The following is a 24010-nucleotide window of genomic DNA, read 5'->3' on the forward strand; positions in this document are numbered from 1 at the left end:
ATTTTTGTCACATTCAAAATCAAGATCCACTAAAACAAGGATTGAAACCTGCTTGTGTTCCGGTCAGTGACATTGCATATGCATATTCAAAATCAAGATCCACTAAAACAAGGATTGAAACAAAATGACTACAACAACAGACGTAAAGACAACAGGTATTCAAAATCAAGATCCACTAAAACAAGGATTGAAACATGGCAGCTACTACTATGAAAATTGAAGGCTATGGATTCAAAATCAAGATCCACTAAAACAAGGATTGAAACTAATGGTAGCGGTATCCCTTACGGTACTATTCGTTTATGATTCAAAATCAAGATCCACTAAAACAAGGATTGAAACGGCTCTTCCCTGGCTGCGTCTATGATGTGTTCCATCTATTCAAAATCAAGATCCACTAAAACAAGGATTGAAACTGTCGTCAAACACAATAGTCACATTCTTAGCAGTTATTCAAAATCAAGATCCATTATAACAAGGATTGAAAACTGAAAACGTCGTCAATAGAAAGAAGCAAATATAGAGCTTATAGACAATTGTAATATACCAACGCAAGAAGAGGTGAGAAAATATGTTTGCTAATATGCAAAGGAGATTTTCAGTTCGACCTTGAAATCTCCCTTGCAGAAATCGTGGCAGCCATTTTGGCTGTCCTTTTTCTAATCTGTAGATTGTTTTTCAGCCATAAAAGCCTTTTGAGTTGCACTTTTCCAGGTGATATTATGACAAGACCAACATGTCCAAGATGTAAACAAAAAATGGTATCTGCATATATTCAGCAACGTAAATCAGGGAATTTGAAAGAGAAATGATGCGGGAGGTGCGATTCGAACGCACGAACTCCTACGAGAATGGGTCCTAAGCCCATCGCCTTTGGCCAAGCTGGGCAACCCCCGCAAAAAGAAGTAATTGGTAAATATGCCCTTCACATATTAATATTGCGGAGTGATATTTTTGCACTTTTCCCTGGACATTAGACATTCCAGTTTCTTCTCTTCCAGCCGTTTGATCTCACCGGATACCATGAACATTACTACCACAAACATCATTACATCGGCAACAGGTGTCGCAAGCCATATACCAGTAAGCCCGAACAGAGCAGGAAGCATGAATAACAATGGCAGGACAAACACAAACACTCTGCCAAGATGGATGAGCATTGAAGACCTAATCTTATTTACAGACTGATAATAGGTTGCATTCACAACAATAACTCCCTGCACAAGCAACGAAACCATGAATATCCTCATGGCATTCACAGTGACATCCAGCAGGTGGGCATCATCAGGATTGAAAATCCCTGCAACAACCCCAGGGAAAATGGTAAACAACATAAAACCTGCAACTCCAACTACAAAACTTGCAAGCATTGCAAGTTTTAAAGTACGGCTTACTCTTCCGTATAGCCCTGCACCATAATTGAAACCTATTATAGGCTGCATACCCATGGCAATGCCCTCAAAAAGCATATAGAACATCGAGAAGGAATAATCTATAATACCAAATGCCGAAACCTCGACTTCCGAACCATAGCGCAAAAGCATGAAATTGTGGACAAGCAAAAGCAGGGAAATAGAGAATTGCATCACAAATGAAGGCATTCCGCTTCGGATGATCTGTCCAAGTAAAATAGGATCGATAGCAAAGTCTCTTATCCCAACCCTAAGTTTTGCCCTGCTGCTAAAGAAATGTGATGCATTAAGCACAGATATCATTGCAAAAGCGATCATGGTAGCAAATGCAGCACCTCCCATACCAAGACCCATCCTGATCACAAATACGTAATCCAGCAGGACATTTATCATGACTGACACTACCATTATCTTCATTGCAAACACAGGCCTCCCATCATTTCTTACAAGAGGTTCCATTGCAAGGGAGAATAATACAAAAACCGCACCTGCAAGAATTATTCCCAGATAATCTTCGACCATCGCACCTGAACTACTGCTGGCACCAAGCAAAGCAATAAGATGATGAAGAAAAAGAAGACCTGTTGCAGAGATAGCTGCACCTAGCAATATAAGAATGGAAAATACATTTGCCACTATCCTCCGAGCTCTTTTACGATTCCCGCATCCAAGTTCCAGAGCCACCAGACTTGAGGAACCAATACCGAACATAATGCCAATAGCTACAATGAACATCAGCACCGGAAAAGCCAGCGTTATTGCTGCAAGCCCCTGGCTGCCAACACCATTACCAATGAAGAAACCATCAACGATGGTCTGGATACCTGCAACTACAATACCGGCAACTGCGGGAAGTGTGAACCGGCAAAACAGGGAACAGATACTATCATGGCACAGTTGGTGATCATTTACCATCATCACCACCCTTTTTCAGTTTAGCAGCACAGTTCGCATTAAAAGATGTATTGATGTCTACATCAAGATTTGAATCGATCTTACGCCACAGCTCAGTGAAAGCTAAAAACTCATTGTCATCCAGTATTTCCCGGATACGCATATAAATTCGCTTATCAGCAGAATCCTGGATTTCAATGAACTTTACTCCCTTTTCTGTCAGACCTAGCAGAGTGACCCTTTTGTCACTGGCAGAAGGACTCATTGTCAGCAGCTTTTTGTCCGAGAGCTTGTGTACCATGGCACTTGCAGATGGTTTTGTCACCTCCATACTCCTCGCAAGTTCCGAAAGAGAAGGAGTACCAAGAATATGTATCTTCTTGAGGTACATATAAGCGTTAAAACTAAGATCTTCGAATTCTCCTGAAAGTTCATATTCCTTCAAAAGCCGATTATAATATTCATCGAGCTTCTCAAAAGAGAATTCCATTTCCGTTTTTTCTGACATAAAAGTTAGTAAGGCAAACTAACTATATAATACTATTCAGAACAATATATAATAATACATAAAGATTCACATCGGAATTTGAATCCACCTTAAACATTCTAAGATAATTAGTGCTCCAGAGATTTACTACCAATAACTAACTAGACAAATGCCATCATGAACGAATAATCCCCTGAGCAAAAAGAAAAAACATGACAAAAACAATATCAAGTTTATTCTATTGATTTAAATGCCGCAAGTGCCGCATTCCTCTCTCTGGAATGTTCCACAATTGGTTGTGGATAAGCCACACCAAGAAGCTGCTGTCCCTTATCCATTGAATGGATAGTTTTTGGAGAAAGACCCTCCAGTTCAGGAATCCACTTTTTAATATACAGACATTCAGGATCGAACTTCTTCTGTTGCAGCCACGGATTGAATATCCGGAAATACGGCTGAGAATCCGCACCTGTTGATGCAGCCCACTGCCAGTTTCCATTGTTCACACAAGGATCATAGTCCACAAGTTTGCTGGCAAAATATCGCTCGCCCCATTTCCAGTCAACGTGCAGGTCCTTTACAAGAAAAGATGCAACTATCATCCTCACACGATTATGCATATATCCGGTAGTGTTCAGTTCTCGCATTCCGGCATCAACAATCGGGAAACCGGTCTGCCCTTTACACCATGATTCAAACAACTTATTATCATTTGACCATGGAAGCGAATTGAATTTCTTCTTGAAAGCATGAGTAAAAACATATGGATGTGCAATAGCAATATGAGTAAAAAAATCACGCCAATGAAGTTCATTAATAAGTGTATGGTCTGAACCTAATTCCTTTTCCACATAATAATAGAATTCACGTATTGATATAGTACCAAGTTTATTGTGAGCTGAAAGTCCTGTAGTGCCTTTTATTGACGGATAGTCACGTTCTTTGTCATAATTCCTGAAATCACTTATTCCATGAAGGATCGAAAGAGCATGACTTCTGCCCCCTTTTGTGAAAAGAGAAGAATTCATATCAATTGTAAGATCAGATAGAGAAAACTGAGCTACATCCAGATTCCCAGAATAGAATTTTCCCTCTTCATACACCTCAGGAAATAGAATCTCCCTTTTTGAAGCCTTTTTGAAGAACTGGGAAAATACAGAATAAGTATTTCCTTCGTTTGTGAGCACAGAACCAGGCTCATGTAGTAAAACATCATGGAAATTTACAACATCAATACCTGAATCCTTGCAGGTTTTCAGAATAAAATCATCACGCCTTCTGCTGAAAGGAGTGTAATCCCTGTTGTAAAAAACAGCATCAATTCCATGTTTATCATTTAGTCCAGATATGATTTCCTCAGGCAGACCTGAGAATAAGAAAAGTTTACCATTTCTAGACCCTAATTGATGACTCAGATCTTCAAGACATTCTAACAGGAACTGGAAAGTATTATGGTTGAAATTCTTTCTTTTTTCATCAGCAAGTCTTGGATCAAAAATAAAACAAGGAATAACCTCATCTGACCTTTTCATTGCAACTTTCAAAGCAGTATTATCATCCACCCGAAGATCGCGTCTGAATATGAATAAAGATAAAACGTATTCTTTTTCCAATTATTCCACCTCAATAGCCACTTCGTTACGCATCAGAGCAGGAGGAACCCACGGTGGATCATACCGCATCAGGAAAAAATCACCCATCGTAACAATACCATTATCAGAAAGCTGCAGGTTGAGAGCTGAACGCTTAGTTTCAACAATTTCCCCTTTTGCATATCCTGAAAATCTGATAACTGCTACTTTTCGTGAAGGAACAACCTGAACCGAGATCTTGGAATCTACCGGAGCAGGCACATCGTCTGTATCGTACATTTGCGGAAGTATAAATGACATATTTACAACATTCTTATCCTCAAATATAATTACAGGAGAGATCATTTCAATCTTCTTTTTCTCTGCATTATTTCCAGAGATATAAGATCTAAGCACAGAAAAAGAATCATCAATATTATTTGATGATGTGGAAACCAGAGTCAGTTCCCCGTATTCCCTCACCTCAATATTTTTTCCCAATTCAGACAGTACCCTGTACCCAACCTCTTCTCTTGTCATTGAAACGTGCACCCCTGCAAAAAACCATGAACCAAGCATGACAGCAAATACTGTCAGTAAAGCAAAAATTGCCCCGCCCTTATCCATACGGATAGATTGCTCTGGAAGTTAGAAGAGTATTGTGGTTCCTTTTATGGAAAATATATAGATATTATACTCTATGATCGAAACTTAGGTTAACTAGATATATGTACATGCTGATTTTCAATTGTGATAGAAGCTCTGATTTTTGATATGGATGGTGTGCTCATAGACTCAATGCACCTGCATGCAATGGCATGGAAAACCGCATTTATGGAGGAAGGTATCTCCATAGATGAAAGAGATATATTCGCCCTTGAAGGTGAAAACGATACAGGAATAGTGAAAAGAGTCCTTGTGATAAATGGAAATAATTCCATAGACATGGAAACAATACTTACATCAGTACCTGCAAAGAAACATCAGCTTTTTGACAGGAACAGTGTTACCCTTTTTGATGGTGTCGACGATATTCTCCGGCAGATCAAAGGCAAATTCAAACTTGCGGTTGTTTCAGGCTCTGACAGGAAGATCGTGGAAATGATGATGGAAAAATATTTCCCGGGAATCTTTGATGTTGTCGTCAGTGGCGATGATACAGAATATGGAAAACCTGCTCCCGATCCATACAATAAAGCTGTAGAGATGCTTGGCATCAGTAAAGACAATTGCATTGTAGTTGAAAATGCTACCCTTGGTGTTGAATCTGCCAATAACGCAGGAATATTCACAGTAGGTCTACCAACGTACCTTACAAGAAAAGAACTAGAACATGCTGACATAGTCCTGCACGACCACGAAGAATTATTCAGGTTAATAGAGTTGCTGATGAGAATGTTTCCCGGGACTTGAGGAAAGATATTCCTCCAGTTGTTCCCTTATGAAAGTTGGTCCATGACCCATTAATGCCTGTTCTTTCAAGACAGACACATTTGACCTGTATTTTTCATCATTGATAAGAGAGTGAATAGCCTGTAACAATTCTTCAGGTGTGACAGAATAGGAGAATCTTCTGCCATACCCGTTATCTTCAATGAACTTTGCATTATTCTCCTGTTCATTATGCGACCTGTCAGGGAATGAGATAACCGGAAGTCCATAACTAAGGGATTCGGTAATAGTTCCATGACCACCTGTGCAAATAACCATGTCCACCGACCTGTAATAAGGAAATGGATCAGGAATCAGATGGCGAATATCAACATTTTCAGGAACATCTTCAAGGAGGGCATAGTCCAGATCCGGTCCGCCTATTAGAGTGTAATTGATACTTTTATCCATTTTTGCTGCTTCTAACAGCGTTTTAAATATATGGAGCCGATAGCCGAAACCGCCTATACTGCAAAGCACATGAGGACCTTTCAATTCTTTTATCGGAATGACCTTCTCGTATTTTTTTCTAAGTACAGGACCACTGAATCTTATCTTATCCTTTACACCATCAGGGAATGAAAGATTAAAACCACATATAGTAAAAGGTGGGGCAAAATCAAGAACGAATATCATATTTACATTCCTGTAGGCCCACGTGTAGAATTTCTTTACAGTAAATCCTACTGCCCCTATTACAAACCCCTTGTTCCTGAAAAAATCCTGCATACTCGATTGGTTCACTACCATACATACAGGAACTTTTTTTTCGTCTGGCAGCTATTATTCTGGAGTAGTAACCATCTGATATCACAAAATCCGGCTTTGTTCTTTCTATCAGCCTGGTAACTGAATTGATATTGCCTAAAGAAATACCCCTTGCAGTTGAAACTATGGAGCTTTTAAGATCAAGTGAACCTTTTTTGCCACTGAGCCTGAGCTCCCGGGGAATCTCCTCAACAATGTATCCTGATTCTTCGATTAATTTTTGCGAATATCCATAGGCTCCTATGAAGACAGTGTGCCCGGAATTCAACAGTTCAGATGCAAGAGAAATGCATCTTCCGGTATGTCCAAGTCCTTCACCACACACAAAAATCAGAAAAATCATACGTTTATCAGAATTAGTCTGGTACTCTGGCATATCCATATATGTTACTTATATACATATACAGACATGCCACATAGAAAATAGAGATAACTATAGAACATGTAGATTAACTATTTATCTACAATTAGAAACATATGTACACATAGAAGAAAATCTGCAAAACGGGATTCTAGATTCAATAGGAGTGATAAAGTGTTCCGGAAACAGAATAGCACAATGCAAAAAATAATTGCATCTGACAGAGCAGCAGAACTTCTTGAGAACGGCTGGCGCAAGGCAGACCTGCATGTGCATACGTCCTGCTCCTATGACGTACCTGCATGCTATTTTACAAAACCACCTAATCTTTTTCAAAAAGGACTGACGGATGGCCTTGATTTTGTGACCTTTACAGATCATGATACTGTAAAGGCATATGACAGGATGGGATGGAATCGGGATAAACTGACCACGGGGGTTGAATTATCAATTACTGACATGGAAAATGTCGGACACACAATACATATCAATGCTTTTGAGTTTGATAAAGGACAATATTGCGAGATAGAGACAATCATACGTAAAAGGCAGGATGTCTACATGCTTCTTGATTATTTCAGGGATAATGACATACTACACATATACAATCATCCATTCTGGTTCAAACCGGGAGAAAAGCCAAATATAATGGCCGTTCCTGAGATTGCAAAGCAGTTTCCGGTAATTGAGTATAACATGCAGGATCTAAAGCAGAAGAACTTCTTCTCAATGGTACTGGCACAGCGTTTTAAAAAAGGAATGGCTGTGACAACTGACAGTCACACAGGCAGGATCGGAAGGGTCCATACTCTTGCAAAAGGAGATACTTTCAGGGAGTATTTCAAAAACATCGAGAAAGGCAGGTCATACATGATGATCGATGAGCCTATCTGGAAACACATCAGCCATGAGATGAATGCATGGGTAGAGCTTGTTTTCAATATGGAAAAACGTATGCTACACGAGGGTGACTACTCTACTGGAGTGGAGGCATTCGATAGAGTTGTCAGTCTTGTGTGCGGTGACAATCGGGACAAACAGCCACACATGTACAATATGACAATGCACCTTGCACAGCAATTCTTTGGTTCCGGTTTACCCTTCCTGTTATACAGAATATCAAAACAGCCACAGGTTACTAGGATCGGACGCGTTGTTAATAGTTAGATGTGCCTTTAAGCACATTCTTTTTTTTGAAAAAACAAGAGATGCGGGCATGCGCATTTCTGATGAAAGTCTTTTAAAAGATTAGAGCATATGGACACCGGTCAGTTTTTGGGCTGGCTATTTTTTTGGTGTTAAGATGAGAATAATGATATTTGTCTGCGGCGAAGGTCTTGGACACACCAGCAGATGTATTTCCATTGGCAGAGAGCTTGTTTGTGCAGGACACGACGTCCATTTCGGAGCTTACGGATATTCAAAGGAACTAATTGAACGCAAAGGATTCAAGGCACACAAGGTTCCCTCAGAGATAACCCTTGTTGGAAAGGCAGGTTCCCTGAATCTTAAAAAGTCTATTCTTGCAACTTTCAAAAGAGGACAGTTCCTGGGTCTGATAAAGATACGTAAACTTCTAAAAAGAACCAGACCGGATGTTGTTATCTCGGACAGTTATTTCATGGGAATGATAGGTGCTAAATCCCGCAGTCTGCCATGTCACATGATAGTCAACCAGTCAAATATGGAAGAGTTCTTCAAAGGCAAGGGTGTTTCCAACATGATACTTGCCGAGCTTGTAAAAAAATTCTATACAGGCATGTTCAACCTGGCTGACAAAGTGATCATTCCTGATTATCCACTGCCACATGCAGTATGTCGAAAGAACCTGGAATTTAAGAAGAAAACATGGAAAAAGGTATTTTTCAGTGGCCCTCTCATTGGAAAGACATTTGAAGAAACAACTGCAAAAGAGCTTAAACGTCCTCATGTGCTCTGCACTGTGGGAGGGTTTGGCTACCGTGAACCTATATTTAGAAAGGTCATTGAAGCTGCAGGAATGGATAACTCCATCAATTATACTTTGCTTTCAGGCCCCAGCGTTGATCCGGAGAGTCTTGGAACATTGCCGGAGAACGTTATTATACTCAAATTCATCAATGACCAGTTCCCATACATGAAGGCCTCAGATCTTGTAATAGCACCCGGTGGCCACAGTACTATGATGGAAGCACTTAGCTTTGGAGTTCCAATGATAACTGTTCCTGACAAGAAACATAATGAACAGCAAAACAATGCTCTTGTTATTGAAGATGACGGTCTTGGAAAGAAAATGGATTATTCCGCATCTCCAGAAGAGATACTTGAGAATATTAAATTACTCATCAATGATGAGAAATACAGGAACAAGCTGAGTGAGATGAAGGAACTGGCAGTAGAACTGAATGGACCAAGAGCCGTGCGGCTGCTGGTCGAAGAGACCGCGAATAGATAAATTTTGAAAAAGATCAATTGATTCTCTTTATAATGTAACAGCAGTTTTTAGTTTGAGAAGGTCTTCTTGTAGAAGACACTCAGAACTATTGCAAACAATCCTACTACAGCAAAAAAGATCACATGACTAAGGATACTAACATCGTTTATCAGGTTCTGAAGATTACTGTGGAAAAGGTATCCCGTTATAATTAGAAAAGGATAGAAGGCTGATAAGGCCAACAGGTCATAAAAAATAAATTTACTCCATGATACATTTGCAGACCCTGCAACAACAGGACCGAAAAAACGCAGGCCTACTATCAGTCGGAATGTAAAGATGGTTTTACCACCATGATCATTCATCAAACGCTCATATCGGGCAATCTTTTTCTTATCCTTATTATGATCGAACCGTGACAGTAATTTGTTTCCATTCTTACTAAGCCAGTATAGCAATACGTCTCCGGAAGCACCTGCTATCAGACTAATAACAATTACCATCCAGAGATTTCCAAATCCAAGGCTGACAATATAGCCCACGATGAGAAGAAGAACTTCTTCCGGTAATGGAATGAAATGTCCCAGAAAAGCAAGAGTTATAAAAATACCGACATATGAAAGATGTTCAAGATAAGGTACTAAGAACTCCCAATTATTCATTTTGGTTAATCAGTAATTGAATATATAAAAACTCTTTCTGAATTGATAAAAAGAAAGGAGAAGGAGTTGCAAATAATTCTTCTATTTTATGCAACTCCGGGTGTTGTTGGTTGGTTTGTCTTTTTTGTCAACAATCTTGAGCGGCTAATTCCCATCATCCAATGTAATAGGTTACCTGTACTGACATGGAAACTGTGGACTCTCCAGGCTCAACTGGTGTGGAAACTCCTCCTGCATCCATTGCTGCTGTTTCTACGACAGACTTTGTATAGTAGATCGGTGTGTTACCATTATCGTACATTGATGCTGTTTGTACGCCTGTGATCTTAAGATCCAGACTGCCAGCAAGTTCATTTGCCTTTGACCTTGCATTGTCTACAGCTGCACTTACAAGTTGTTCACGGAGCTGCTCCTGCATGTCATCAGAGACTGAGAAGGAAATGCTTCCTATCTGATTGGCTCCTGCCGCTGTTGACCTGTCAATGATATCACTCAGGTAATCGAGCTTTGTTGTGGTGACCTGCACGCTGTTGGATGCGGAATAACCCGTGATGGTTCTTTCCCCGTCATAATTGTAGACCGGATACACAGAAACATAGGATGTCTGTATTTCTTTATCTTCAAGACCGAGGTCTTTGAGGTCTGATATGACAGCACTCATTATGGCAGCATTCTCGTCAGATGCTTCCTTTGCTGTTTCGGCCTGGGTGACAACGCCTATGCTCAAAGAGGCAGTGTCAGGTACAACCTTCTGTTCAGCGTATCCGCCCATTGTAATTGTGTCTGCTGTGTTCTGTTCAGTACCACCTTGTGAGATGGCATATATTGTTAATGACATCACCACCAGCACAACTGATAGTGCAATGATGGCGAGATATGATCTATCGTTTTTAGTGTCAGATGACATATTATATCCTCCTCTAATTGCCTTCCAACCGGTGATAATAACCGGTTATTGCGATTAATAGAAAGACTTGCACATATTAAACAATTGTCTAAACTTCAAACTCAGTTGTAGCTATAACTGGTGCTCGATGACGATATATAGAGATGTGTATTGATGAACATGTTTGCTCTTTGGCTGCAACTACTAAAAACAATATACCAATGTACTGATTTTATTTTTCAGTATATGAGAAGATATTTATACTAGTCAATAATATAATATTAAAGCTGGAATTTAAGTTTGTTTAATATGGTGTGGGAACCATGAAAAGATCTTTTTTACAATTAGAGAGGGATTGAGTGATATATGGTGAAATCGAGTTCATAGGAATTGTAGATATTCCACGTATCAATACCATATTCAGTATAGATAATACCCAATGGGCACCCTGGAAGGTTATTCTCAGCGATAAAGAGATGCAAATCCAAACCTCTGACAGGATAATTCATGTTAATCTGGAAAATATCCTTATTGTTGACAGGCCTCTACCGCATGCAATTCTCTGTAAGCTCCAGAATTCCAGCAGACATGGCGCGGTTATTGTTATTGATTACAAGAAAAATGCGACCATCGGCATAGGTGAAGTGGTTTCTTCAATGATAGTCGCAGGAAAGAAATCCGATGTCTCCAACCTGAAATATATGCTGATGAGCCTTTTAGGTGTGAAGGCCGATCCTATCATTGGAACTATGAAACCGGAAGATATTCGATTGTTATGTCTTCTGGCATCCGGAATTAATAGCCTGGATATGCTAATACCTATTTTTGAGGGTGACGATGAAATGGTCAACAGGACCTTTGCGTCCCTGAAAACCAAGGGACTGGTTGATAAGTATGCTACTCTTACACCCCTTGGACTTGATCTTGTGGATAGGGTCAAGGGCGTTGAAAAGAAGAAGCTTGGTTCCGATATCCAGGAAGATTTTGACAACCTGTCTACGGTGTGGAATTGCCTTGATTATAACATGGGACCATGTGTGGATGAGACAAACAGAATAATATGGAAGTTTGGCAATTCAAAATTGTGCGGAAATGTAGCTACATCCGATATTAATAAGTTCATCTGTCCGACGTCAATTGAAACAATAGAGGTTGAGATACCTGAGAATACCTGTTTTATGGATCTGATGATCCACACTATAAATGATGCTTTTGTTGTCCTGAAGTCACGTGACTATTCGGTGATATTGGCTATTTACGGATGCCTGAACCTTAAAGAGGATGTACAGATACGCATTTTGTTCTGTTTTTATCTTGGCTTTGTTACCGAGGCAGAGATCCTCAATTTCCTGCAGATATCTTTTTCATGCCTTGCACAGCATTGTAAGATATTGGTGGAAAATAAGTTGCTTGACTGGGATGCTAAGGAACTGACAAATGCCGGATTGAATCTTGTCCACAGGAAGATCATAGGTGATGTGGCTGTTCTGTTCAACTGGTCCTGCTTTGAATATAAGTCCGAGAATTTCAAAAAAATAGAAACCAGAAAGAAAGAGTGTGCTAAAAAGAAGATCATGGATATACTCCATAGCAAGCATGGAAAGACATTGAATGTTTAATTCGTAGAATGATTGTTTTTATAACAATTCTTTTTATAATCATTTGTTTAGATTTAAGGACATGATGTTTTAGTAAAAAACAAAGTGAAAATAAGGATTTAACACTAGCAATATACTCATTCTCCAAATCAAAATAGTTCTACATAGATTCCGCTAAGCACACTTAAATAGTATATTTATATTTCATTAATACAATTGTAACTCACTAATATATGAGTACTGTAAAAATGGAAACTACAATACATTTGATAGTGGCATTCTTGGTTTTTGTGACAGCCGGAATTGTTAAACGATTAGTTTTGATATCCATTGTACGCCGGAAATTAGATTTTCTTAACAGGTACTCATCAATATATAACGAGTTTGCGGAAACTTATTCTACAAACTTTGATTGCCTGTTGTACTTGTGGCTGACAAACAAAGCATCGGAAGCACAACAAACCCTGAGTTATTTTGCAGTAGATAACAAGATCCCTCTTATTGAACCAGTTATAAGAAATCCGCAATTGATCGTCAGAATTCTTCCTGCTATGAAAAACGGAACTGCAAATAACAGGAATGTCAGTTCATCATATAATGCACTGCTATGCTGTAAAAAAAGCATGGAAGAGTTAATGCTGAGTCTGCACAGCGACCTGCGAAAACCATTCAAATTATCCCTGTCTGGAATCCTGTATTTTGTTTCCCTGCCGGTTCTGATAATGTACTGGCTCAACCTGATAAGTGAATCCATGTTCTATAGGATCATTAGCTCGTATGAGCTCAGGCTGGCAAATCTCCTGACCTGCCTTATATGTTTGGTTACGTCATCTATTGTTGTGGGGAACTGGTGCTCTGTTCCATGAGTAAAATGAGAAGTACATAGCCCCATGCTTGTTTGAAGCTGCTGCCCTTATGTAGTTGAGATAATAAAAAATGCAGTTTATAGATTATCATTCATATTATTGAACATAAATATTTGAAAATGGAGAGGAATACTATGCGTATTCATGCCCTCCATCAATTACACCGCTCTTATATATCCCATTCCGGTCATAATCAGTAACTATTATAGATATCTGAACTACTGGAAAAACACCACTTTTTACAGACATGAGAGCGACTTCTATTGTTGAAGCATCTTCAAAATTAAATGCGTAATGCTCACCTTCATTTATGATGAAAGAATCGACTTTTGTACCGTTATTATACACTTCAAATGAAGCAGTTCCTGTATCAGGGATAGCATTTGTGATGTCAAGGACATAATCATTTATCTGATAACCGTCACCATCACTAACAGAGCCATTGTACAATTCAAAACGATCTATTTTGGTGTCATTAGATTCATTTTCAATTTCCACTTCACCCATTGATTCAGTGAGATTAGACCCATTCAATGATTCAGTAGTATTGGACTCATTCACTAATCCAGTGAGATTAGACTGATTCTGTGGTTCAGTAGTATTGGTCCCATTCATTGAATTTTGATCCTGAGTTACCTGATCAACACCGCTTGTTGCCTCATCGTTCCCTGCACATCCGGAAACGAGAACTGCAACAAGTAATATCATAATAAAAAAAGTGTGTAGATATTTCATCATATTCCCTCATTAATAATATTTAGATACAAATGTACTTGCAAATCTAATATCTAATAATAAATGTGTAATCCTTATTATATTACTGTTGTCACTTGCTAAGAAGGCTTCCCCAACCACGCCTAATATGTTAAAGCAATTCTCTTTATGTTCCTGGTAGGTTTTACCCTGGGATGTGGCCTTACTTCCATATTCCTGATCTATTCAGATGAGATAAAAGAAAGAGAAGTCATGTTAGATGAAGTATGTTAATGTGTAATTGTCCATATTGAACAGTTGTACTATTTTATTCACAAAAGCAACTTAATTTGAACTGTTTTTCTTGTAGGTGTTTTCAATTGTTCCGGATGAGCTGATCAGAGCAGCTACAGAAAGATCCAGGATAAACAAAATTAACCTAATTGGATAATTTGAAAGCTTCAGGTTTAAGGGTGAATAACTCCCCCTATGCTCCTTATACCGAAGGATTGTTCGACGTATGAAATCAGGATGGATTCTAATTTTAAAGATGTATGAGTAAAATTGGTTATTTGAATTTAGAATCGTAATTTTTCAAGAATTTATCAAAATCATATATTGGCTTTATATTAATCTCATACTTTCCTTTTATCATACTTGCTTTGTAAAAATTGATTTTTAAACCATTGTCATGATAGTTTTTATCTATAATATTGTACACTTTTACCATGTCTTCATATGCTGTTTTAATACCGAATATAATACCATTCAATGCTTCTTTTTCAAAAATCTCAAATTTATTATTGTTGGATTTACTTGGCCATATCAATGTACGGTATTCTTTTTCATAACCCCATGATGTATGTTTTGTAAACAGAAAAGCAGCCGTATTATGTGGATCTTTATTTGTTAATAAATTCACTTTTTGCGGCATTTCATCTTTATATTTAACTGGTATTAAATGTGCATCTTCAGATTTCAATCTTAAGTAGAAAGCATCCATATTCAATTTTGTCTTAAAACATAAACATATGCCTTTATGCTGGTTTGCATAATGACTCCACATTAATATGTTATTATTTTCCTTAGTAAAGCAGCATATTTTAGGATAGATATTGTTTATGTTATTTGTTAATACGTTTTTTCCAGGTAACAGTAGTAGCTCTTTACCTTTTTTCTTTAATTTGCCTTCTTTTATCCATGTTTTAATGGTGGAGTCATTTATCAACATATTTTTTGAATGGTATTTGTATAGAAATTCATGCCATTCTTCTTTAGTACCTCTCCAATATACATCATATCTACAATCAAAAGGATCGTTGAATTCAGTTGGATAACTAAAATACAACTCTTGTTTTTCCAGAGAATCTAATGTGTGATTTGTTATTGGTCTATATTTGTAAAAGAGAAAATCGTCTTCCTTCATTATATGTTATTTTATTTTGTTAAGCTATATTTTTTTCTAAAAGAATAATTCCGGAACACAGGAAAGATACTCTTTCCTCATTCATTCCGGATCAAATTCCAGGTAATTATTAGCCCAGGTCTTTTTCTTTAATGAATCTCCCCTAAGCCATTTGATGTAAACTTCCCGCCCTTAAAACAAAAAACAAAGTATTGTAAGCAAACTTAATTTCAAGAAAAAAAAGTTGAGTGCGCCGACCGGGATTCGAACCCGGGTTTAAGGCTTGGAAGGCCTCAGTCATAGCCGCTAAACCACCAGCGCAGTTTGAACATCCAATACACTGTTTGTTAAGATATAATCTTTTCGCCTGATAATGAATAATAATCTGGAATTGTATTTAAAGGCAGAAGTCATTCACTAATATCGGATGGAACAGGAACACTCAGACGAAGCGATCCGCACCGAAGGAATAAGCAAACACTACGAGCAGGTAAAAGCAGTAAGAGGCATCAACATTACAGTCAATAAAGGAGAGCTATTCGGCTTGCTTGGGCCCAATGGGGCAGGGAAATCGACACTCATAGGGATACTCGCCACAATGCTCAGGCCAACTGAAGGAACAGCTCGAGTCTGGGGACACGACATCAGGAATGAGCCAACAGAAGTTCGCATGTCCATAGGAGTAGTGTTCCAGGGCACCACCCTTGACCAGAAACTCACCGGGCGCGAGAACCTTGACATTCATGGAAGGCTCTACGGACTCGGGAAGAAAGAACGCCATAAGCGCATCCATGAAGTACTCAAACTCGTAGAGCTCAACGACTGGGCTGACGAGGTGGTGCAGAAGTATTCCGGCGGAATGATGCGCAGGCTTGAGATTGCAAGAGGACTCATGCATCATCCAAACGTACTCTTCCTTGACGAACCAACCCTTGGACTTGATCCCCAGACAAGGAACCACATCTGGGAATACATCAAAAAGCTCAACCAGGAAAAGAACATCACCATGATCCTCACCACCCACTACATGGAAGAAGCTGACATGCTCTGCAACCGTATCGCCATCATCGACCACGGTGAGATAATCGCCGAAGGAACTCCCCAGGAACTAAAAGCAGAACTCGGTGGAGATATCATAACCCTCAACTTCAGCAACGAGGATGAAGCCACAAAAATGGTGGAACACTACAAGAATCACAACAATCACAACCCCGACACAAATGAAATAAGCACCACCGGAACATCAATCCGAATAACCGCCACTGACGGTGAAAGAACAATACCGGAACTCATGAAGATAAGCACCGACCTGAATCTTCACATCGAATCCGTCAGCCTGAGAAAACCAACCCTTGACGACGTTTTCCTTCACCACACCGGCAAGAACATCAGATACTCAGGTCCTGATGACCGTAAAAGAAGGCGCGGCATAAGGCGTATGAGCCGCAATGCCAGATAACCGATTCAGATCATAGAAGTCATCACAAAGAATACTCTTCCCGAAGTTCCTTTATCCTGTCGCGAAGTTCCGCCGCCCTCTCAAATTCAAGATTCTTGGCAGCAAGGTGCATATCAGCCTCAAGGTCAATGATAATATCTTTGATCTCACGCGCCGATGCATCTTCAGCAATTGCCAGAACACCGGAAGTAGGTTTGTATTTCTCACCCTCAACAAGCTCTTTTTGCAGAGCTTTGCGAATTGTGGTAGGAGTAATACCATGCTCCTCATTGAACTCCATCTGGAGCTTGCGACGCCTCTCTGTTTCATTGATAGCACGCTCCATGGAACCTGTCATATTATCAGCATAAAGAATGACACGTCCTTCTGAGTTCCTTGAAGCACGGCCAATGGTCTGGATAAGTGAACGCTCTGAACGAAGAAAACCCTCCTTATCAGCATCCAGTATCGCAACAAAAGCAACCTCCGGGATATCAAGTCCCTCACGCAGCAGGTTGATACCAATAAGCACATCGAACTCACCTTTTCTCAGATCCCTGACAATCTCCGCACGCTCAAGAGTATCAATGTCCGAGTGCATATAACGCACCCTGATACCAAGTTCCAGAAGATATTCCGTCAGATCCTCGGACATTCTCTTGGTCAGCGTTGTTACAAGAGTCCTGAATCCTTTTGCAGTAACCTTACGGATCTCACCGATAAGGTCATCCACCTGATTCTCAACCGGCCTTACAGTAATTTCAGGATCAACAAGACCGGTTGGACGAATGATCTGCTCCACCACGGCCTTGCTTTTCTCAATCTCATACTCCGCAGGTGTTGCAGAAACATAAATAACATTGTCAAGTCTTCTTTCAAACTCATCATAACGAAGTGGCCTGTTATCAAGAGCTGAAGGCAATCTGAAACCATACTCTACCAGAGATTGTTTTCTTGCTCTGTCACCGTTGTGCATTCCACGAATCTGCGGGATGGTCACATGTGATTCATCAATGACCAGAAGATAATCATCAGGGAAGAAATTAAGCAGGGAAGATGGAGGCTCGCCGGGACGGCGGCCGTCAAAGTGCCGGGAGTAATTCTCAATACCGCTGCAATAACCAAGCTCACGGATCATTTCCATGTCAAACTTGGTTCTCTGTTCCAGCCTCTGAGCCTCAAGCAAACGATTCTCAGACCTCAGCACAGCCAGCCTGTCATGAAGTTCAGCTTCAATCGTACCCAGAGCCTTGTCAATGTACTCTTCCGGCATGACGAAGTGTTTTGCTGGATAAATACCAATTGTCTCCCCCTGAAGCACTTCCTCCAGCACTTTTCCGGTAACAGTGTCAAAATAAGCGATCCGGTCTATCTCATCACCAAAAAGCTCTATCCTGATTCCATCTTTCTCCTGTGCCGGAAAGATCTCAATGGTATCCCCTCGCAAGCGAAAAGTACCCTGGGTGAAATCAACGTCATTTCTCTCGTATTGAATATTGATCAGCGACTCAAGGAAAGCCGGCCTGTCAATCTCCATTCCGGGAGTCAGCATGACCGACATAGCCCTCCATTCGTCAGGTGAACCAAGGTTGTAGATACAGGACACACTGGAAACTACAATTACATCTTTACGTTCCAGTAAAGACTTGGTTGCTGAAAGTCTCAGCCTGTCTATCTCTTCATTGATCGATGCATCCTTTTCGATATAAGTATCAGTTGTAGGCAGATAAGCCTCAGGCTGGTAATAATCATAATAACTGACAAAATACTCAACGGCATTATCAGGGAAGAACTCCCTGAACTCAGAAAAGAGCTGTGCAGCAAGGGTTTTATTGTGAGCTATAACAAGGGTTGGTTTCTGCACGTTCTGTATGACATTGGCTACTGTGAAGGTCTTTCCCGAACCTGTCACACCAAGTAGTGTCTGGTGTTTCTTTCCTGCCAGCATACCTTCGGTTAGCTGGGAAATTGCCTTGGGCTGATCACCCTTCGGACTGTATTCAGAAACTAGTTTGAAAGGACGCATCACTATCTGTATTGAACCGAAAGCCTATAAACGTATTCACAGTTGAAGTGCATGCGTATTTCACCTAAAAAAACAGCATTTCACCAGTTAACAATATCACTACCTCACCACACAATTCACAGGAATTCCGCGGGATAATTCCATGAAATCACCGGGAGAATATCAGGAAATATAACAGCATCAGCATAATTGCCAGTATCATCAGCGTCTGAGCACTTTTATTGTCTGAACCAATTATAATTGGAATTGGCCCTAACATAATAATACCTCCACCTCTTACTTCTGTTTTATCAGAAACTGACCCATTGCTACCACTATTATTTGAAGACCCATAATGCATTGAATTTGGATTTAAAGTGTGTTCATCCCTTTTTATAGGATTTTGGGATTTAGATACACCTGAAACAAAGATCAATACAAAACCTGCAACTATCATCAGCATTCCCAGTATAATCAAACTGGCACCAGGCATCACAATTTCCTCCTTGCAAGCAGATAGATCACAGCTATCAGGACACCTGCCCAGAGCATGGATGAGGTAATCTCAGGAGATGAGCCGAATGCGATGGGGATCGGACCTATCATTATGAGACCACCGAAACTGCCACTGCTATTGAAAGAAGAAACTATTGCACCTGCAAGAACAAGAAAAAATCCAATGAATACAAGTAGTGAACCCAATTGTGAGAGATCCTGTGGTGAACGCATGAGAATCTGTATGTAAAAAGTCTGTTAAATAAGTAACAGTGATTTTCAGAGAAACTATAAGGTAATCGAGAATCCCATATCAAAAAAAAGTTAGTACTGGAACCTGTAATCCTGAGGCATTGATGCCATCTGGTCAATGCGAAGATCAGATTCCGGTTCAAGCTCGTCTGCAACATAGCGATATTCGCGCTGTGTCCTGTTTCCTCTACGTGCAAGAATATTCTTGCGGAACATACGTGATAGATATGTAGACACTGTACTCTGTTTTATCTCGCCGTATATGCGCTCGTACTGCTTCTGTATGTCCTGTGATGAGAACCATATCCTTGGATATTCATACTTAAGGAAGAGTTCCAGACGCTCATTGATCGTCAATGAACTGTCATTCATCCTGGCATGAAGTGAAGGAACCTTGCGCTGCGAAGGTGCCTGACGCTGAACCTGTGCAGGTGCTTCAATAGGAGGTACAGCCGACATCATCTGTTGGTTAGGATTCATTGTTTGGCGGACCGTAGATGACATTGGTGGTGTCGGCTGCCCATACCCATATTGCTGGACCCCCACAGGAGGTAGGTTGGGTTGTATATATTGCGGCGGCAATTGATAATCAGTTATTGTGTTTGGAACAGAACTCAGTCCTGGCTGTGGCACATAGGCCTGCCTGAACTGTTGTGTCTGTGGCAACACAGGCTGTGCATGCATCTGCGTTTGCTGAACCGGCAACTGAGAATACTGTTGCGAGTACTGCTGTGACTGATCTGCATGCTGTGCTGGCTGCTGAGAGATCATAGGTGGTTGCTGCTGCACAAATTGTGATTGGTATGCATTCGGTCCAGCAACATTGACCTGAGAATTAGTAGTAGTAGTAGGAAGTGATGCATTCTGCATCATATTAGATGAATTGGATGAAGGTTCGGGAATAGTTCTAGTCTCGTCATATAGGTCCAAGTATGCAAGCAGGCGGCGCCTGTCAGCAATCTCGAACTCGGCGTTTGATATTTTAGTTCCATCGTCGTTGATGATCTCAAGCCGAACCTTCATCCTTTTTGCCTCTTTGCGGATCCATTCATCCCCTCAGATATTGATGGATTCACAAAACCATTTATCCCCTCAGACTCATGGTGTTGCTCATTTAATCTTGATCCGTTATCGTGTGAATACATCAGGAACACATTGTTTCTCTGTGCTTCACAATACTTACATGGTTTTAATATTATATAAATATTTGCTCTAATAATATGTCTGGATTTGTTTTAAAGCAAATCAAAGCCTTAATAGAGCTTTGTTTGAAAATTAAAACGATTAACACAGACAAAAGACGAGTCACACAATTCGCCTACAATACAACAACTGCAATAATGATAGATAAATATTTCGTTTTTTGTCAAATTAAACAGTAATAATGTGTAGGAAGAAATTAAATACAGATTTTAAGCTGATTTTACCACAATAAAAGCAATATTAATGCTTTTTTCAGAGAATAAAAATAGATAATAACACAAAAGCTGTTTTTTGTGAAATACTGAAAAGAGCATTTTTACCATATAGCCCACCTAAACAAAAATAAAGATGCTGCGAACAAAAGCGCAATGCACTAGTGCAGTCGCATTTATATCCAATGATACCCATACTTAGCCCCTATGTCAAATAGTAGTGCTGAATCACCAATTGACAATATTAGTTCAAAGATTAAGACTCAGATAGAGTCCAATACTCTTGACGAAAAAGATGTGGAGTCCCTACTCCACGAAATAGAATTACTTAAAGTCAATAACGAAAACATGCGAGCAAAGTTGCTTGAAGCAAGTATGCTGGCAAACAATTATCTTGAAGAAACAAGCAAGCTCAAAAGACAGATCGAGCAGCTCACCACTCCTCCACTTTTCATAGCCACGGTCATGGAAGTTGACAACGGCCAGGCACTTATCAGACAACATGGGAACAATCAGGAAGTTGTGACTAGGGTACCAGCCAACCTTAATGTCGAGGCAGGTATGAGAGTCTGTGTGAATGCCGCATTCTCTATAATATCGATTATCTCCAGAGCTGCGGACGTACGCGCCCAGGTTATGGAGCTTATTAACTCCCCGGGAATCGACTATGATATGATAGGCGGACTGGATGATGTTCTGAAAGAGGTCATCGAATCTGTAGAACTTCCACTTGTGGAGCCTGAACTCTTCGAGAAGATAGGAATTGAGCCTCCAACTGGTGTGCTGATGTACGGTGCACCCGGAACAGGTAAGACACTTATTGCGAAAGCTGTTGCTTCAAGGGCAAACGCCACATTCATCAGGATGTCAGGCTCTGACCTTGTGCAGAAGTTCGTAGGAGAAGGTGCACGCCTTGTGAAGGACGTGTTCCAGATGGCTCGCGACAAGTCCCCATCAATCCTTTTTATTGATGAGATAGATGCAGTGGGCGGTATGCGTACACATGACGGTACCACAGGTTCCGCAGAAGTGAACCGTACTATGCTTCAGCTCCTTGCCGAGATGGACGGTTTTGACGCAACCAAGAACGTCAAGGTCATTGCTGCAACTAACAGAATTGATCTGCTTGACCCTGCACTGCTTCGTCCGGGAAGGTTCGACCGTGTTATCGAGGTTCCACTTCCTGATGAGAAGGGACGTCTGGAGATATTCAAGATCCACACCCGCAAGATGAATATGGCAGAGAATGTGGACTTTGAGAAACTCGCAAAGATGACAAATGGTCTCAGCGGCGCAGATATTAAGATCATCACAAAGGAAGCCGGAATGTTCGTCCTCAGAAGACGTGGAGAAAGCATTACCATGCAGGACCTCCTTGATGCATATGAGAAAGTCGTTTCCGAGGAAGAAGAACAGACCTCCCCATACAGTATGTTTGCATAAATCGCAAACATACACCCTTTTTCACCAAACGAAAGGTTAATATGCTTTGAGTGACTTTCAAGGGTGCTGACAAGCAAAGCAGATTGCTCCGATAGTGTAGCACGGCCAATCATGCAGGACTCTCACTCCTGCGACTGGGGTTCGAATCCCCATCGGAGCACCACTCTAATTTTTTGATAAATATTAAGTTCTGAGAGTTTACTCTTTTTATAATTTTGATTAGTTTGATACTATACCCATATTTGCATGTATTCTAGAAGTAAAATTATTAGTTACTAAGTATGAGAAAGCACTGTTTGTTGGCTATCCTTTGCCCTCAGTCTTTCTATGGTTGCGAGATTGCAGGCTGATGGGTTACTACTTTTTGACTTCGATATATGCCGGATGCAGAACTAGGGCATTTTGTAAATGCCCGAATTAAGAATTATAGTTAAATATATAGAAATTTATAGAAGAAAATACAAACTCGCAATAATTCATGCATCCAACAATCTAAGAGAGATGAATAAATGTGCAATTCTGATGATCACCTCAACAAAATCAAGGTAGAATTAGAAACTAAAGATGAAAATTTAAGAGAAAGAACTTATAAACTTGCAGAATATGCAATTATTCTATCAGGATTTTACATATCAATTGTACAATATTACAATCTCAAAATTGAAGCAACATGGACTATAAGAATATTCATGATTTGCATTCTTTTAATTTATGCACTATTATTCATTTCAGTACTTCCATTCCAATCGTTCTCATTTACGATAAAAAATAGGAATTATTATAGTTTGACTGGAAGTGAGTTGAAAACAAACGTAGATGAATTATACAAAACAGTCCAAAGGAATATAATAAACCATGCTGTAATCGTTCTATTTATGTTCACATCACTAATCTTATTTTCAGGTATTGCTACTGGAATTCTATTTTGGGGATGGGATTTACTTCTTATAATAAGTACATTATTAGTAATCGCCGGAGTAGTTATTATGATAATATGCTACAAGAATCTTTACAGTTCATAAACCACGTTACTACAATCATGCAAAAGTAATTTATGAATTTCTTTTTTGTAAGAATAATTTCGTACTCCAAAACACCCTTGTCCGGAAGCTATCAAGTGGGTCTCTCAAATTCTCCAAAAATAAACGCCGCTTCTTTTGCAGTATTCTGCCATCGTTCAAAATTAGAGAGTATTCACTAAGCAGATACTCAACAAAAACAGCAGTATCAAGATTTAATTACAAAAACAAATCCGCATTCACCCTCAACACCCCGCCGACTCCTCATCCACTTCTCCCATATATTGCTTCATCTGTCCGCAGACACCTTGGTCTTCTATTGTGAATGTAAAGGTGCTTCCTGCTCCTTCCTTACTCTCAACATGGATACTTCCGTTATGCATTTCAACAAACCACTTTACAAGCGTGAGTCCCAGACCGGTGCTTCCGTACTTTCTTGTATTCGACGTATTTGCCAGAAGAAAAAATCCATAAAAAATAAGATGCAGCCCTTGTT

Annotated in this window: 23 protein-coding genes, 3 tRNA genes and 1 CRISPR repeat array; of the genes, 9 read left to right on the top strand and 17 right to left on the bottom strand. The window is 39.9% G+C overall.

From position 1 onward, the window contains the following. The first annotated feature begins 11 nt into the window (after positions 1-11). A CRISPR array of direct repeats spans positions 12-488; the repeat unit is 37 nt; unit sequence ATTCAAAATCAAGATCCACTAAAACAAGGATTGAAAC. A 324-nt stretch (positions 489-812) separates the two neighbouring features. The 5 genes from BLP52_RS13635 to BLP52_RS13655 all read right to left on the bottom strand — a co-directional run bounded on the left by BLP52_RS13635 (position 813) and on the right by BLP52_RS13655 (position 4991). Continuing rightward, positions 813-897, bottom strand: a tRNA-Leu gene (locus BLP52_RS13635). 35 nt (positions 898-932) lie between these two features. Next, positions 933-2330 (bottom strand): MATE family efflux transporter, encoded by a 1398-nt coding sequence (locus BLP52_RS13640; RefSeq protein ID WP_238380848.1) that lies wholly within the window; start codon positions 2328-2330, stop codon positions 933-935. Next, positions 2317-2814 carry a MarR family winged helix-turn-helix transcriptional regulator gene (locus BLP52_RS13645; protein ID WP_091711041.1) on the bottom strand — a complete coding sequence of 166 codons (498 nt, stop codon included), beginning with the start codon at positions 2812-2814 and terminating at the stop codon, positions 2317-2319. Before BLP52_RS13645 ends, BLP52_RS13640 begins: the two co-directional genes overlap by 14 nt. 212 nt (positions 2815-3026) lie before the next feature. Further along, a complete protein-coding gene (locus BLP52_RS13650; RefSeq protein ID WP_091711042.1) occupies positions 3027-4406 on the bottom strand; it encodes a cryptochrome/photolyase family protein in 1380 nt (459 codons plus the stop codon). Further along, a complete protein-coding gene (locus tag BLP52_RS13655; protein ID WP_091711043.1) occupies positions 4407-4991 on the bottom strand; it encodes an SOUL family heme-binding protein in 585 nt (194 codons plus the stop codon). Between the two features lie 123 nt (positions 4992-5114). Between BLP52_RS13655 and BLP52_RS13660 the strand changes: the two genes are divergently transcribed. Further along, positions 5115-5777, top strand: a complete 663-nt coding sequence (locus BLP52_RS13660) for an HAD family hydrolase (protein WP_091711044.1) — start codon at positions 5115-5117, stop codon at positions 5775-5777. Here the strand turns inward: BLP52_RS13660 and BLP52_RS13665 are convergent. Next, a complete protein-coding gene (locus tag BLP52_RS13665; protein WP_162272994.1) occupies positions 5739-6431 on the bottom strand; it encodes a glycosyltransferase in 693 nt (230 codons plus the stop codon). The genes BLP52_RS13660 and BLP52_RS13665 overlap by 39 nt on opposite strands. Beyond that, entirely contained in the window at positions 6415-6939 is a 525-nt protein-coding gene (locus BLP52_RS14540; protein ID WP_162272995.1) for a glycosyltransferase family protein, read from the bottom strand. The genes BLP52_RS13665 and BLP52_RS14540 overlap by 17 nt, the downstream gene beginning before the upstream one ends. A 159-nt stretch (positions 6940-7098) precedes the next feature. On the opposite strand from BLP52_RS14540, the gene BLP52_RS13670 reads away from it, so the two are divergent. Beyond that, a complete protein-coding gene (locus tag BLP52_RS13670) occupies positions 7099-8091 on the top strand; it encodes a PHP domain-containing protein (RefSeq protein WP_238380849.1) in 993 nt (330 codons plus the stop codon). A gap of 136 nt (positions 8092-8227) precedes the next feature. Further along, the gene (locus BLP52_RS13675; RefSeq protein WP_091711047.1) at positions 8228-9358 is read left to right on the top strand and encodes a UDP-N-acetylglucosamine--N-acetylmuramyl-(pentapeptide) pyrophosphoryl-undecaprenol N-acetylglucosamine transferase; all 1131 of its coding nucleotides are present in this window, start codon (positions 8228-8230) and stop codon (positions 9356-9358) included. 47 nt (positions 9359-9405) lie between these two features. Here the strand turns inward: BLP52_RS13675 and BLP52_RS13680 are convergent, their stop codons facing one another. After that, entirely contained in the window at positions 9406-9999 is a 594-nt protein-coding gene (locus BLP52_RS13680; protein WP_091711048.1) for a DedA family protein, read from the bottom strand. A 154-nt stretch (positions 10000-10153) separates the two neighbouring features. Beyond that, positions 10154-10906, bottom strand: a complete 753-nt coding sequence (locus BLP52_RS13685) for an SIMPL domain-containing protein (RefSeq protein ID WP_091711049.1) — start codon at positions 10904-10906, stop codon at positions 10154-10156. A 338-nt stretch (positions 10907-11244) separates the two neighbouring features. Between BLP52_RS13685 and BLP52_RS13690 the strand changes: the two genes are divergently transcribed. Next, a complete protein-coding gene (locus tag BLP52_RS13690) occupies positions 11245-12504 on the top strand; it encodes a hypothetical protein (protein ID WP_091711050.1) in 1260 nt (419 codons plus the stop codon). A 404-nt stretch (positions 12505-12908) separates the two neighbouring features. Beyond that, complete coding sequence (locus BLP52_RS13695) at positions 12909-13349, top strand: hypothetical protein (RefSeq protein WP_091711051.1); 441 nt, start codon at positions 12909-12911, stop codon at positions 13347-13349. Between the two features lie 132 nt (positions 13350-13481). Here the strand turns inward: BLP52_RS13695 and BLP52_RS13700 are convergent, their stop codons facing one another. The 3 genes from BLP52_RS13700 to BLP52_RS13710 form a co-directional block, all read right to left on the bottom strand. Then, positions 13482-14057: a hypothetical protein gene (locus BLP52_RS13700; RefSeq protein WP_091711052.1), complete on the bottom strand. Its 576-nt coding sequence runs from the start codon at positions 14055-14057 to the stop codon at positions 13482-13484. Between the two features lie 553 nt (positions 14058-14610). Beyond that, positions 14611-15468, bottom strand: a complete 858-nt coding sequence (locus BLP52_RS13705) for a DUF2971 domain-containing protein (protein ID WP_091711053.1) — start codon at positions 15466-15468, stop codon at positions 14611-14613. A gap of 228 nt (positions 15469-15696) precedes the next feature. Beyond that, positions 15697-15768, bottom strand: a tRNA-Gly gene (locus BLP52_RS13710). A 106-nt stretch (positions 15769-15874) separates the two neighbouring features. On the opposite strand from BLP52_RS13710, the gene BLP52_RS13715 reads away from it, so the two are divergent. Beyond that, positions 15875-16906, top strand: coding sequence for an ATP-binding cassette domain-containing protein (locus BLP52_RS13715; protein ID WP_091711054.1), 1032 nt, complete (start codon positions 15875-15877; stop codon positions 16904-16906). 22 nt (positions 16907-16928) lie between these two features. Here the strand turns inward: BLP52_RS13715 and uvrB are convergent, their stop codons facing one another. The 4 genes from uvrB to BLP52_RS13735 all read right to left on the bottom strand — a co-directional run bounded on the left by uvrB (position 16929) and on the right by BLP52_RS13735 (position 20660). Continuing rightward, entirely contained in the window at positions 16929-18911 is a 1983-nt protein-coding gene (gene uvrB / locus BLP52_RS13720; RefSeq protein ID WP_091711055.1) for an excinuclease ABC subunit UvrB, read from the bottom strand. Between the two features lie 148 nt (positions 18912-19059). Then, complete coding sequence (locus BLP52_RS14620; RefSeq protein ID WP_202905797.1) at positions 19060-19383, bottom strand: TIGR00304 family membrane protein; 324 nt, start codon at positions 19381-19383, stop codon at positions 19060-19062. Next, a complete protein-coding gene (locus BLP52_RS13730) occupies positions 19383-19619 on the bottom strand; it encodes a TIGR00304 family membrane protein (RefSeq protein ID WP_091711056.1) in 237 nt (78 codons plus the stop codon). The genes BLP52_RS14620 and BLP52_RS13730 overlap by 1 nt, the downstream gene beginning before the upstream one ends. A gap of 90 nt (positions 19620-19709) precedes the next feature. Next, positions 19710-20660, bottom strand: a complete 951-nt coding sequence (locus tag BLP52_RS13735) for a hypothetical protein (RefSeq protein ID WP_091711057.1) — start codon at positions 20658-20660, stop codon at positions 19710-19712. A 599-nt stretch (positions 20661-21259) separates the two neighbouring features. Here BLP52_RS13735 and BLP52_RS13740 point away from each other — a divergent pair. From BLP52_RS13740 to BLP52_RS13750, 3 genes are all read left to right on the top strand, one after another. After that, on the top strand, positions 21260-22495 hold the full coding sequence (locus BLP52_RS13740) for a proteasome-activating nucleotidase (RefSeq protein ID WP_091711058.1): 1236 nt from the start codon (positions 21260-21262) through the stop codon (positions 22493-22495). Between the two features lie 85 nt (positions 22496-22580). Next, positions 22581-22658 (top strand) — tRNA-Glu (locus BLP52_RS13745). Between the two features lie 346 nt (positions 22659-23004). Continuing rightward, positions 23005-23517 carry a hypothetical protein gene (locus tag BLP52_RS13750; RefSeq protein ID WP_091711059.1) on the top strand — a complete coding sequence of 171 codons (513 nt, stop codon included), beginning with the start codon at positions 23005-23007 and terminating at the stop codon, positions 23515-23517. 242 nt (positions 23518-23759) lie between these two features. Here the strand turns inward: BLP52_RS13750 and BLP52_RS13755 are convergent, their stop codons facing one another. Next, complete coding sequence (locus tag BLP52_RS13755; RefSeq protein ID WP_091711060.1) at positions 23760-24002, bottom strand: ATP-binding protein; 243 nt, start codon at positions 24000-24002, stop codon at positions 23760-23762. Between the last annotated feature and the right edge of the window lie 8 nt (positions 24003-24010).

The organism is Methanolobus vulcani (assembly GCF_900100715.1).
GTDB lineage: Archaea > Halobacteriota > Methanosarcinia > Methanosarcinales > Methanosarcinaceae > Methanolobus > Methanolobus vulcani.

Bases quoted from the DNA above. Each gene is read 5' to 3' on its own strand.
- BLP52_RS13640 (WP_238380848.1), bottom strand. From the start codon at position 2,330: ATGATGGTAAATGATCACCAACTGTGCCATGATAGTATCTGTTCCCTG.
- BLP52_RS13645 (WP_091711041.1), bottom strand. From the start codon at position 2,814: ATGTCAGAAAAAACGGAAATGGAATTCTCTTTTGAGAAGCTCGATGAA.
- BLP52_RS13655 (WP_091711043.1), bottom strand. From the start codon at position 4,991: ATGGATAAGGGCGGGGCAATTTTTGCTTTACTGACAGTATTTGCTGTC.
- BLP52_RS13665 (WP_162272994.1), bottom strand. From the start codon at position 6,431: ATGATATTCGTTCTTGATTTTGCCCCACCTTTTACTATATGTGGTTTT.
- BLP52_RS14540 (WP_162272995.1), bottom strand. From the start codon at position 6,939: ATGCCAGAGTACCAGACTAATTCTGATAAACGTATGATTTTTCTGATT.
- BLP52_RS13675 (WP_091711047.1), top strand. From the start codon at position 8,228: ATGAGAATAATGATATTTGTCTGCGGCGAAGGTCTTGGACACACCAGC.
- BLP52_RS13680 (WP_091711048.1), bottom strand. From the start codon at position 9,999: ATGAATAATTGGGAGTTCTTAGTACCTTATCTTGAACATCTTTCATAT.
- BLP52_RS13685 (WP_091711049.1), bottom strand. From the start codon at position 10,906: ATGTCATCTGACACTAAAAACGATAGATCATATCTCGCCATCATTGCA.
- BLP52_RS13700 (WP_091711052.1), bottom strand. From the start codon at position 14,057: ATGATATTACTTGTTGCAGTTCTCGTTTCCGGATGTGCAGGGAACGAT.
- BLP52_RS13705 (WP_091711053.1), bottom strand. From the start codon at position 15,468: ATGAAGGAAGACGATTTTCTCTTTTACAAATATAGACCAATAACAAAT.
- BLP52_RS13715 (WP_091711054.1), top strand. From the start codon at position 15,875: ATGGAACAGGAACACTCAGACGAAGCGATCCGCACCGAAGGAATAAGC.
- uvrB (WP_091711055.1), bottom strand. From the start codon at position 18,911: ATGCGTCCTTTCAAACTAGTTTCTGAATACAGTCCGAAGGGTGATCAG.
- BLP52_RS14620 (WP_202905797.1), bottom strand. From the start codon at position 19,383: ATGCCTGGTGCCAGTTTGATTATACTGGGAATGCTGATGATAGTTGCA.
- BLP52_RS13730 (WP_091711056.1), bottom strand. From the start codon at position 19,619: ATGCGTTCACCACAGGATCTCTCACAATTGGGTTCACTACTTGTATTC.
- BLP52_RS13735 (WP_091711057.1), bottom strand. From the start codon at position 20,660: ATGAAGGTTCGGCTTGAGATCATCAACGACGATGGAACTAAAATATCA.
- BLP52_RS13740 (WP_091711058.1), top strand. From the start codon at position 21,260: ATGTCAAATAGTAGTGCTGAATCACCAATTGACAATATTAGTTCAAAG.
- BLP52_RS13750 (WP_091711059.1), top strand. From the start codon at position 23,005: ATGTGCAATTCTGATGATCACCTCAACAAAATCAAGGTAGAATTAGAA.